This is a genomic window from Caulobacter sp. GW821-FHT05F04, from assembly GCF_059419665.1.
In genome coordinates, this window is record NZ_JBWKSF010000019.1 from 1 (window position 1) to 11,088 (window position 11,088).

An 11,088-nucleotide genomic window follows, 5' to 3' on the forward strand; every position below is an offset into this window, starting at 1 on the left:
CCGCCAGCGAAAGCGACCAACGTCGTCCTCGTCCACGGGCTGTTCGCCCACGGCTCGAGCTGGACGGAGGTCATTCCGCGCCTCCAGGCGCGCGGGCTTAACGTCACCTCCGTCCAAAACCCGCTGACGACGCTGGAGGAGGCGGTTGCCGCTTGCCGCAAGGTGCTGGATCGGCAGGACGGGCCCACCGTGCTGGCGGGCCATTCCTTCTCCGGCATGATCGTGACCGAGGCCGGCGTCCATCCGCACGTCTCGGCCCTGGTCTATGTTGCGGCCCGGGCCCCGGACGCTGGGGAGGATTATGCGGCGCTCGCCGCCCGCTACCCGACTCCTCCGGCGTCGGCGGGGATCGTTTATGACGGCGACGAGGGCCGCCTGACCGAGGAAGCCTTCCTACGGGACTTCGCGGGCGATCTGCCGGCGACCAAGGCTCGGGTCCTGTTCGCCGTGCAGCAGCCATTCCGGAAGGCGCTCCTGGCCGGACGTGTCAGCCAGGCGGCCTGGCGTTCCAAGCCCAGATTCTACGCCGTCTCCACTCAGGATCGGACGATCAATCCCGACCTGCAGCGCTACATGGCCTCCCGCATGGGCGCGCGAACAGTCGAGCTACCGTCGAGCCACGTCTCGCTCATCTCCCATCCCCGCGAGGTCGCCGCGCTGATTTTGGAGGCGGCGGGACAGTGATCGCGGCGGCGTTCTCTAGGCAGCGCAGCGGACGAGGGCGCCAGACGACGCCCCGGGGAACGACGGAAAGAGCAAAGTAGGTCAGGGCGCTCCAACGTCGGGTTTCCGGCTAGGCCCGCGCGTCCGTTCCTGACGCGCTGTGCCCAGTCCACACTTCGCTCTGCGTGCTTGCGATCAAGCTCCGTTGCGACCCCGCTTGCTTTCTGATCGGGCTTCGCCTTCGTGGCGCGCGATCGTCGTCAAGAAGACCTGCGGCACGAACGGCTTGGAGACGAAGCCATCCATGCCCGCCGCGAGACAGGCGTCGCGCTCCTTCGGCGTCACGCCGGCGGTCATTGCGATGATCGGCACGCGGGCGCCGCCGCCGCCCAGCGCCCGAATGCGCCGGGCCGCTTCGAGCCCGTCCAGCACGGGCATGTGCACGTCCATCAGGACCAAGCGATAGGGTTGCGAGGCGGCCGCCGCCAGCGCCTGCGCGCCGTTGACCACGGTGTCCACCTGATAGCCGGCGCTTTCCAGCAGGGCGGTGGCGACCAGCACGTTGATCTCGTTGTCCTCGGCCAGCAAGATCTTGAGGGGACCGGTTGGACGCCGGATGGGGTGCTGGGCCTCATCGGATGCGCCGGCAGGGGCCGCAGAGTGTTCCAGCGGTACGTTTTCCACCGTCTGCAGAGTCAGTTCCACCCAGAAGGTGCTGCCGCCGCCCGGGCGGTCCATCATGCCGATCTGGCCGCCCATCAGCTCGACCAGCGAGCGGCAGATCGACAGTCCCAGGCCTGTCCCGCCGAACCGGCGTGTGATTGAGCCGTCGGCCTGCTCGAACTTCTCGAAGAGACGGGGCTTGGCCGCATCGGCCACGCCGGGCCCGCTGTCCTCGACCGCGATCCGCAGGGGCAGGCCCCGCGCCGTGGCCGCCTGGGCGCGCACCGACACCGAGACGAAACCTTGGTCGGTGAACTTCAGGGCGTTGGAGACGAGATTGAGCAGCACCTGGCGCAACCTGGTCGGATCGCCCAGAAGGCGCGCGCGGCTCGCGGCATCGAGATGGCAGGTCAGCTCCAGGCCCTTTTCGGCGGCGCGGGCCGACAGCAGCTGCATGACCTCGCCGACCAGCGCCTCCAGGCTGAGGGGAACGGTCTCAAGCTCGACCTTGCCGGCCTCCAGTTTGGACATGTCCAACAGGTCGTTGATGATCGTCAGCAGGCTCTTGGCCGAGGCGTCTATGGCCTTGACGAACCGCCTCTGCCGGTCGGGAAGATCCTCGCTCAGCAGCAGATGCGCCATGCCCATGATGCCGGTCATGGGCGTTCGGATCTCGTGGCTGACATTGGCCAGGAAGTCGTCCTTGGCGCGGTTGGCCGCCTCGGCCCGCGTCTTGGCCTCCTCCAGCGCCTCGCGCGCGCGCAGGCGGTCGTCGATGCAACGTGAGACCATGGCCCACCGCCGCGCCCGCTCCTCCCGCGCCTGCAGCACCTCCGCGTCGGCTTCGACCTCCTCGATGATCAGGAAGGTCAGGGTCTGGTTGAAGAGGATGTAGGCGATCTCGCCGAAGCTGACCGGCCCCATGAACGGCCCGGTCGCGCGGCCCTCCAGCCCAAAATAGCTGTAGTTGAGGATGCAGTTGCACGACATGGCCACCTGCTCGGGCGCCGTGCGCGCGATGGCGGCGGCGAACGGGTCCCGCCGTTCGGCCGGGGGGGCGGCGAACCGGTAGCTGACGCCGCGAATGACCGGGGCGAAGAACTCGACCCGCCCCGCTTGGGCGTCGCAAGATCGGATCGAGACATTGACCAGGGCGCCATGATAGTCGGCCACCAGCGGTAGACGCATCTGGTCAGGCCGCGCGGCCAGATAGGCGGCGAAGTCGTCCTTTCGCCCGTCGATGGCGCAGGCGCCGTCGATCACGAAACCCTCTTCATCGAACTCGAAGACGGGGCCGTCGCCCGGCGCGAAGGGGTTGATGATGTCGGTGCGAGCGCTCTGGCCGGCGCGCAGGGTGACGTGCATGACTGCGGCGATATCGTCGCGCGGGACGCCGTCGCCCACGAAGCACTTGGGCGTGCGCGCCGGATCGTTCAGGTCCGCCGCCGCGATCCATCCGATCAGCGGCGAGTTGAACAAGCCCTCGTAGCTTTGGACATCGCGCGCGAAGGCGGCGTGGATGTCGCTGAGGCCTGGAATGATGATGCTGGAGAAGCCGTTGGCCGGGTAGTCGGCGGCCAGCCGCTGGATCGATCGGGTCGTGTAGGCGCGGATCTCCACGGCCTCCACGTGACTGGTGATGTCCGTCACCAGTATCCGCTCGCGGGCGGCTTCGCCCCCCCGCGGCGAAATGAAGTGGGTGGCGGTGCCGCCAATCCAGCGGCCCCGAGGCAGGCGCTGCAGCATCGCTTCCTCGCCCGCCAGCAGCATGACGTGGTCGGCGAGGATCAGGTCACGGACTTCCTCGAGCGTATGGGTTTGGATCCGGGCCAAGGACTTACACCCCATTTGTCGTGGCGATGCGCCTCGCGTGATCCTGTCGAGCCATCGGAGGTCTCCCTGGTGGCCTCGTGGAGCGGGCCAAGGCGGAGCTTCGCGGAACCACGTTGCGCGAGTCCTAAGGCCGCTTGGCTCGGCCCGCGACAAACCGTCTCGCCTGAAGTGGACGAATGCCCCCATTGTGGCGCGACGCCCGGTTCGCCTATTGGCGCGATCCGACCTCAAAAATCCATAGGTCAAAGCGGCTCCGATCTTGGATCTTGGCACGCGAGCTACCGGTCGCCATGCAGTCAGATTCCCATTCGTAGCCTTTGTTTCCCCGGGCCATTTGGCTGTTGAAGCCGGGCGGAACGCGGCCTTCTTACTCATCCTCGTCGACAACGGGGATGCGCCGTGGAGTCTTCCAAGCCTGATCTGGAGATGTCGCGCAGCCATCGCATGCTGCACGGCCCTGGGCCCGCTGCTGCTGGCGCGCCTGGAAGATCCCGGCGTCGCCGAGGTCATGCTCAACCCCGATGGTTCGGTCTGGATCGACCGGTTCGACGTCGGTCTGCGGCCCGCTGATCTGACGCTGAGCGCGGCGGACGGCGAGCGGATCATCCGCCTGGTCGCCCATCACGTCGGGGTAGAGGTCCATCCCGGCCGGCCGCGCCTGGCCGCCGAACTGCCGGGCGGCGGCGAGCGCTTCGAGGGCCTGCCGCCGCCGTTGGTGTCAGGCCCGGCCTTCTCCCTGCGCAAGCCGGCCAGCGTGGTCTTTCCGCTCGGCGACTACATGGCGCGTACAGGCCGGCGACGCAGGACCTTCGGGTCGGTTGGAGAGGGGGGGCTGTGGCGTGCAGGCCGCGCTCTCAGCATGCCCGCGCTTGACCTTGGTCCAGACGGCCACCACCTACGCCGCACGAGTAACCGACGGTGTTGCAATGCGTATCGCCACGATCGGCGCGGGAAATATCGGACGCGCTTTTGCAAGTCTCGCCATCGAGGCCGGACACGAGGTGCTCGTCAGCAACTCTCGCGACCCGAAGACGCTGGACCAGTTCGCGCGGGAATCCGGCGCCCTGACTGGCTCGGCCGATGACGCCGCCGCATTCGGGGATCTCGTCCTGGTCGCCATTCCCCTCGTTCGCGTACTCGAACTTGAACAGGGACGGCTGGCTGGCAAGATCGTCGTCGACGCCAACAACTACTATCCGGAGCGCGACGGCGCGATCCACGAACTGGACGACAACGAAATCACGACGAGCGAACTCGTCGCCAGGCGTTTTCCTGACGCCCGACTGGTCAAGGCCTTCAACGCGATCCTGGCCCGCGACCTGAATCCCGCGGGAGCGCGGCTAGCCTCCGGAGCCCGGCGGGCCCTTCCTGTGGCCGGCGACGATAGCGAGGCGAAGCGTATCGTGTCCGATCTGGTTCATCAGTTCGGCTTCGAGTCTTTCGACGCCGGCGCCCTGGCCGACAGCTGGAGGTTCGAACGCGCCAGGCCGGCCTACTGCCTACCTCTCGACACGGGGGCGCTGCGCCAAGCCCTCACGCGTGCTGTTCGCGGCGAGCTGTTGCCCGAAGGCTCTTGGCGCTGATCGGCACCGCCAGCGTCTGACACGGGTCGATGCAGGCTTCTTTCTGCAAGGCGCTGGACGTCGCCTTCCTGGAGGCGCGCCAACGGCAGCAAATGGCGCATCCTGACCGCAGGGTCCGATAGCCAAGGCGCCCCGCTCACGGATCTAGCGCAGAATCCGCCGCTCGCCATGCAGCGAGGTTCTCTCTCGTAGCCTTTGTTTTCTCGGACCGTTTGGCTGTTGAGCCCGGGCCGGACGCGGTCTTCTTACTCATCCCCGTCAACAACGGGGATTCGCCGTGGAGCCTTCCAAGCCTGATCTGGAGATGTCGCGCAGCCATCGCATGCTGCGCACGGCCTTGGGCCCGCTGCTGCTGGCCCGTCTGGAAGACCCCGGCATCGCCGAGGTCATGCTCAACCCCGATGGGACGGTCTGGATCGACCGGTTCGACGTGGGGCTGCGGCCCGCCGATCTGACGCTGAGCGCCGCCGACGGCGAGCGGATTATTCGGCTGGTCGCCCATCACGTCGGGGGCGAGGTCCATGCCGGCCGGCCGCGTCTGGCCGCCGAACTGCCGGGCGGCGGCGAGCGCTTCGAGGGTCTGCTGCCGCCGCTGGTCTCAGGGCCGGCATTCTCCCTGCGCAAGCCCGCCAGCGTGGTCTTCCCCCTCGGCGCCTATGTCGAGCAGGGCGTGATGCGGGCGGAGGAGGCGAGGGCGCTCGCCGATGCCGTGGTCGAGCGTCGCAACATCGTGGTCGTGGGTCCCGCCTCCAGCGGCAAGACCACCCTGGTCAACGCGCTGCTGGCCGAAGTCGCCGCCCTGGATGAGCGCGTCGTCCTGATCGAGGACGTGCGCGAGCTGCAATGTCCGGCCCGCAACCTGGTGGCCCTGCGCACCAAGGAGGGCGTGGCGAGTCTGGCCGACCTCGTGCGCTCGTCCCTGCGCCTGCGGCCCGACCGCATCATCATCGGCGAGGTCCGGGGCGCCGAAGCCCTCGACCTGATCAAGGCCTGGGGCACCGGCCATCCGGGCGGCGTGGCCACCCTGCACGCCGGGTCGGCCCTGGGGGCGCTGCTGCGCCTCGAACAGCTGATCCAGGAAGCGGTGGTCACCGTGCCCCGCGCCTTGATCGCCGAAACCATCGATCTGGTGGCCGTCATCTCCGGCCGCGGCCGGCAGCGGCGCCTTGTCGATCTGGCGCGCCTGAAGGGCCTTGGCCCCGACGGCGCCTACCAGCTCACCCCCGCCCTGACCTCGAAGGAGATGCCCCATGTCTCGTAGCCTCGTCGCGCCCGGATCCCCGTTTGAACCACCCCGCTGGCGCTTCTCGCGCCTGACCCTGCGGTCGATCGCCGCCGGGCTTTCCGGGATGGCGATCCTGGCCGCCAGCCACGCCCAGGCGGCCGGCTCGTCCATGCCCTGGGAGGAGCCGTTGCAGCGGATCCTGGAGTCGATCGAAGGGCCCGTCGCCAAGATCATCGCGGTGATCATCATCATCGTCACCGGCCTGACCCTGGCCTTTGGCGACACCTCCGGCGGCTCGCGCAAGCTGATCCAGATCGTCTTCGGGCTGTCGATCGCGTTTGCCGCCTCCAGCTTCTTCCTGTCGTTCTTCTCGTTCGGCGGCGGGGCGGTGATCTGATGGCCAGCGATCGCGCTTTGGGGTTCGCCGCGCCCGTGCATCGGGCCCTGCTTGAGCCGATGTTGCTGGCCGGGGCCCCGCGCGCGATCGCCCTGGTCAACGGCACCCTGGCCGCCGCCTTGGGCCTGGGCCTGCGGCTCTGGCTGGTCGGCGTCGGGGTCTGGCTGGTCGGCCATGGCCTGGCGGTCTGGGCCGCGCGCCACGACCCGCTGATCTTCGAGGTGGGCCGCCGGCACGTGCGCGTGCCCACGCGTCTGGAGGTCTAGCCATGCTGGACCTTCGCGAATATGCCCGCCGGCCCAAGCGCCTCTGTGACTACCTGCCCTGGGCGGCCCTGGTCGCGCCGGGCGTGGTGCTCAACAAGGACGGCGCCTTCCAGCGCACGGCTGGCTTCCGGGGTCCTGACCTCGACTCCGTCGGCGACGCCGAGGTCGCCGCCGTCGCCGCGCGGCTGAACAACGCCTTGCGTCGGCTGGGTTCGGGTTGGGCGATCTTTATCGAGGCCCGCCGCGACCCGGCCATGGCCTACCCGGACAGCATCTTCCCCGACCCGGTCTCGGCCCTGGTCGATATCGAGCGCCGCCAGGCCTTTTTGGAGGAGGGGGCGCATTTCGAGAGCCGCTACTTCCTGACGCTCGTCTATCTGCCGCCGGCCGAGCGGACGGGGCGGATGGAGAACCTCTTCGTCGAGGGACGCGCTCGCGCCGACATCGACTGGCGCGCTCAACTGGCCGGCTTCATCGACCGGTCCGATCGCCTGCTGGCCTTGATCCAGGGGTTGACCCGCGAGGCGGCCTGGCTGTCAGACGCGGCCACCTTGGGCTTTCTGCACGGGGCGGTGACCACCCAGCGCCAAGGCGTGCGCGTGCCTGAGACGCCCATGCATCTGGACGTCCTGCTGGCGACGCAGCCGCTGGACGGTGGGCTGGAGCCACGGGTCGGCGATGCGCATCTGCGTGTCCTCACCATCGTCGGCTTTCCCAGCCAGACCGTGCCGGGCGTCCTCGATGAGCTTAACCGCTTGGCCTTCGCCTATCGCTGGTCGACCCGCGCCCTGTGCCTGGACAAGGCCGACGCCAACCGCCTGATCGGCAAGATCCGGCGCCAATGGTTCGCCAAGCGCAAGTCGATCGGTGTCCTCTTGCAGGAGGCCCTGTCCCAGCAGCCCTCGGCCCTGGTCGACAACGACGCCGTCAACAAGGCCGATGAGGCCGACCAGGCGCTGCAGGACCTCGGCGGCGACGCCGTGGCCTATGCCTATGTCACCGCCAGCCTCGTGGTCTGGGACGAGGATCCCGACCGCGCCGACGCCAAGCTGGCCCTGGCCGAGAAGGTCATCGCCGGCCGGGATTTCACGATCATCAAGGAGCGGATCAACGCAGTCGAGGCGTGGCTCGGAACGCTGCCAGGCCAGACCTACGCCAATGTCCGCCAGCCGCCGCTATCGACCCTGAACCTGGCCCATATCGCGCCGCTGTCGGCCGTCTGGGCCGGGCCGTCCTCCAACCCACACCTGGGCGGTCCGCCGCTGCTGATGGCCAAGACCGAGGGCTCGACGCCGTTTCGGCTTTCGCTGCACGTCGGCGATGTCGGCCACGCCCTGGTGGTCGGGCCGACGGGGGCGGGCAAGAGCGTGCTCCTGGCGCTGCTGGCCCTGCAGTTTCGGCGCTATGCGGGCGCGCGGATCGTCGCCTTCGACTTCGGCGGCTCGATCCGGGCCGCGGCCCTGGGCATGGGCGGGGTCTTTCATGACCTGGGCGGCGTGCTGCTCGACGCCGAGCGTCCGGCGGTGGCCTTGCAGCCTCTGGCGGGCGTGGACGATCCGGCCGAGCGGGTCTGGGCCGCCGAGTGGATCGCGGTCCTGCTCTCGGCGCAGGGCGTGCCGGTCACCCCGACGGTGCGCGACCACATCTGGTCGGCCTTGGCCAGCCTGGCCTCCGCCCCGGTCGATGAGCGGACCTTGACGGGGCTTGCGGCCCTGCTGCCGACCCTGGACCTGAAGAGCGCCCTGACGCCCTACACCCTGGCCGGGCCCTGGGGGCGACTGCTCGACGCCGACCACGAAGCCCTGGCCGCCGGCGCCATCCAGGCGTTCGAGACAGAGGGGCTGCTGGGCACGGCCGCCGCACCGGCGGTGCTGGCCTATCTCTTTCATCGCGTCGAACTTGAGCTGGACGGTCGGCCGACCCTGATCCTGATCGACGAGGGCTGGCTGGCGCTCGATGACCCGGCCTTTGGCGCCCAGCTGCGCGAATGGCTCAAGACCCTGCGCAAGAAGAACGCCTCGGTGGTGTTCGCCACCCAGTCGCTGACCGACATCGACGCCAGCCCGATCGCCCCGGTGATCGTCGAGAGCTGCCCGACGCGGATCTTCCTGCCCAACCCGCGCGCCCTGGAGCCGCAGAGCGCGGCGATCTACGCCCGCTTCGGGCTCAGCGCCCGCCAGGTCGAGATCCTCAGCCGCTCCGCGCCCAAGCGCGACTACTACGTCCAGTCCCGGGCGGGCGAGCGCCTGTTCGACCTGGGCCTGGGGCCCGTCGCTCTGGCCTTCTGCGCGGCCTCCTCGAAAGCCGACCAGGCCGACATCGCCGCCGTCCTCGCGGCCCAGGGTCCCGAGGACTTCGCCGCCGGCTGGCTGCGCCATCGGGGCCTCTTCTGGGCCGCCGACCTCCTGCCGTCCATCACACTCCCGGAGTCCTCGCGATGAGTGTTTCCCGACGCCTCTCCCGTCGCCGCATGGCGGCGCTGCTGTGCGGCGCGGTCGCCCTGGCGGCCACGCCGGCCTTGGTCACCACGGCCGTGGCCCAGGTCGCCGTCTACGATCCCAGCAACTACGCTCAGAACGTGCTGCAGGCGGCGCGAGCCTTGCAGCAGATCAACAACCAGATCAGCAGCTTGCAGAACCAAGCTCAGATGCTGATCGGCCAGGCGCGCAATCTGGCCAGCTTGCCGTATTCGTCGCTGTCGGCGTTGCAGCAGCAGGTCGCCGAGACCCAGGCGCTGCTCGGCGAGGCCCGGGCCCTGGCCTACAATGTCCAGGACATCCAGGACGCCTTTCATCGCCACTATGACGTGGCCGATCTTCTCGCCACGGATGCCGACCTGACCGCCCGGGCCGAGGCCCGCTGGACCACCTCGGTGGCCGGGTTCGAGGACGCCTTGAAGGTCCAGGCCGGTGTGGTCGGCGGTCTTGAGACCAGCCGTGGCGAGATGCAGAGCCTGGTGTCGGCCAGCCAGGGCGCCAGCGGCGCGCTGCAGGCGGCCCAGGCCGGCAACCAACTCCTGGCCTTGCAGGCCCAACAGCTCTCGGCCCTGACCGCCGTGGTGGTGGCCAATGGCCGGGCGCAGGCCCTGGAGGCGGCCGATCGCGCCGCCGCGCGCGCCGACGCCAAGGCCCGCTTCTCCAAGTTCATGGGAGCCGCGCCCCAGCCATGAAACAGTCCGCCGGCTTTCGGGCCCTCGTCTGGGGGACCGCGCTGATCATCTTGCTTGGGGCCGCTGTCTTGGCGGGCAGGGCGTCCCAAGCGCCAATTGTGACCCCAGCGCCGACAAGGTCGGCCGGGGCCCAGAGCGAGCTTGCGCGCTGCAGGACGGCGGGGGAGGGCGATGAAGCCTGCCGCGCAGCCTGGGCCGCGGCCCGGGAGCACTTCTTCAGGCGGCCGGCGTCATGAGCGACACCGGCGTCATCGACCGGATGCTGGACGTCTACACCCAGCACATCGACAGCGGGTTTGGCCTGCTGGGCGGGGAGGTGGCGTTCCTGTCCACCACCCTGGTGGCCATCGACATGACCCTGGCGGCGCTGTTCTGGGCCTGGGCCCAGGACGACGTCACCGCGCGCCTGGTCAAGAAGACGCTCTATGTCGGTTTTTTCGCCTTCCTGATCGGCAACTTCCACGCGCTCAGCCTGATCGTTCTGAAGAGCTTTTCGGGTCTAGGCCTGAAGGCCTCGGGCGCGGGAATTTCGGCCGACGACTTCCTGCGGCCCGGCAAGCTGGCGGCCCTGGGGATCTCGTCGTGCAAGCCGATCCTGCAGGCGGCCAGCGAGCTGGGCGGCTTTCCCGGCTTCTTCGAAAACATCGTCCAGATCGTGATCCTGCTGGCCGTGGCCCTGCTCGTCATCGTCGCCTTCTTCGTGATCGCGGTGCAAATTTTCGTGGTCCTCATAGAGTTCAAGTTGGCCACCCTGGCCGGCTTCGTCCTCGTCCCGTTCGGCCTTTTTGGCCGCACCGCGTTCCTGGCCGAGCGTGTTCTCGGCGCGGTTATCGCCTCCGGCGTCAAGGTGATGGTCCTGGCGGTGATCGTCGGGATCGGCTCGACGCTGTTTTCGGAATTCAACAGCGCCGCCTCCGGTCAGCCGACCCTGGAAGAGGTCCTGGCCATGGCCTTGGCGGCCCTGACGCTCCTGGGCCTGTCGATCTTCGGGCCGGGCATCGCCTCGGGCTTGGTGTCGGGCGCGCCGCAACTGGGCGCCGGAGCGGCGGTCGGCACGGGCCTGACCGTGGCGGGCATGGCCATGGTCGGGGCGGGCGCGGCGCAGATGGCCGCGCGCGGCGGGGCGGGCTTGGCCGCGGCGGCTTCGACCGCCGGCGGCTCCGGCGGACCGCGGCCGGGTCCCGATACGCCGGCTCCCAGCGGCGCCGGCGGAGGACCTGGCCCGGGTCCTGGATCGGGCGGCGGGTCGGCGCAGCCGGCCGGCGGAGCCGCGCCCAGCAGGCCCGCGA

At 69.3% G+C, this 11,088-nt stretch carries 11 protein-coding genes; 9 read left to right on the forward strand and 2 right to left on the reverse strand.

Annotated elements, in window-relative coordinates; all coding sequences use genetic code 11:
• A partial coding sequence (locus AC07R7_RS25800) for an alpha/beta fold hydrolase (RefSeq protein WP_494637227.1) occupies window positions 1–684 on the forward strand: 684 nt, incomplete at its 5' end.
• Between the two features lie 174 nt (window positions 685–858).
• Here the strand turns inward: AC07R7_RS25800 and AC07R7_RS25805 are convergent.
• Both AC07R7_RS25805 and AC07R7_RS25810 read right to left on the reverse strand, forming a co-directional pair.
• Complete coding sequence (locus tag AC07R7_RS25805) at window positions 859–3,159, reverse strand: DUF6976 family protein (RefSeq protein ID WP_494637229.1); 2,301 nt, start codon at window positions 3,157–3,159, stop codon at window positions 859–861.
• A gap of 367 nt (window positions 3,160–3,526) precedes the next feature.
• Window positions 3,527–3,802 carry a hypothetical protein gene (locus tag AC07R7_RS25810; protein WP_494637231.1) on the reverse strand — a complete coding sequence of 92 codons (276 nt, stop codon included), beginning with the start codon at window positions 3,800–3,802 and terminating at the stop codon, window positions 3,527–3,529.
• Window positions 3,803–3,998: 196 nt separating this feature from the next.
• Between AC07R7_RS25810 and AC07R7_RS25815 the strand changes: the two genes are divergently transcribed.
• From AC07R7_RS25815 to trbL, 8 genes are all read left to right on the forward strand, one after another.
• The gene (locus AC07R7_RS25815; protein WP_494637233.1) at window positions 3,999–4,742 is read left to right on the forward strand and encodes an NADPH-dependent F420 reductase; all 744 of its coding nucleotides are present in this window, start codon (window positions 3,999–4,001) and stop codon (window positions 4,740–4,742) included.
• A 322-nt stretch (window positions 4,743–5,064) separates the two neighbouring features.
• Entirely contained in the window at window positions 5,065–6,003 is a 939-nt protein-coding gene (trbB, locus tag AC07R7_RS25820; protein WP_494637241.1) for a P-type conjugative transfer ATPase TrbB, read from the forward strand.
• Window positions 5,993–6,364 carry a TrbC/VirB2 family type IV secretion system protein gene (locus AC07R7_RS25825; protein ID WP_255414590.1) on the forward strand — a complete coding sequence of 124 codons (372 nt, stop codon included), beginning with the start codon at window positions 5,993–5,995 and terminating at the stop codon, window positions 6,362–6,364. The genes trbB and AC07R7_RS25825 overlap by 11 nt, the downstream gene beginning before the upstream one ends.
• The gene (locus AC07R7_RS25830; protein WP_125157666.1) at window positions 6,364–6,630 is read left to right on the forward strand and encodes a VirB3 family type IV secretion system protein; all 267 of its coding nucleotides are present in this window, start codon (window positions 6,364–6,366) and stop codon (window positions 6,628–6,630) included. The genes AC07R7_RS25825 and AC07R7_RS25830 overlap by 1 nt, the downstream gene beginning before the upstream one ends.
• A 2-nt stretch (window positions 6,631–6,632) precedes the next feature.
• Window positions 6,633–9,071: a conjugal transfer protein TrbE gene (gene trbE / locus AC07R7_RS25835; RefSeq protein ID WP_494637236.1), complete on the forward strand. Its 2,439-nt coding sequence runs from the start codon at window positions 6,633–6,635 to the stop codon at window positions 9,069–9,071.
• Window positions 9,068–9,799 (forward strand): P-type conjugative transfer protein TrbJ, encoded by a 732-nt coding sequence (gene trbJ, locus AC07R7_RS25840; protein WP_125157668.1) that lies wholly within the window; start codon window positions 9,068–9,070, stop codon window positions 9,797–9,799. The genes trbE and trbJ overlap by 4 nt, the downstream gene beginning before the upstream one ends.
• Window positions 9,796–10,035, forward strand: coding sequence for a putative entry exclusion protein TrbK-alt (gene trbK-alt, locus AC07R7_RS25845; RefSeq protein ID WP_125157669.1), 240 nt, complete (start codon window positions 9,796–9,798; stop codon window positions 10,033–10,035). Before trbJ ends, trbK-alt begins: the two co-directional genes overlap by 4 nt.
• Window positions 10,032–11,088: P-type conjugative transfer protein TrbL (gene trbL / locus AC07R7_RS25850; RefSeq protein WP_494637239.1), on the forward strand; the 1,057-nt coding region annotated here is incomplete at its 3' end. The genes trbK-alt and trbL, both read left to right, overlap by 4 nt.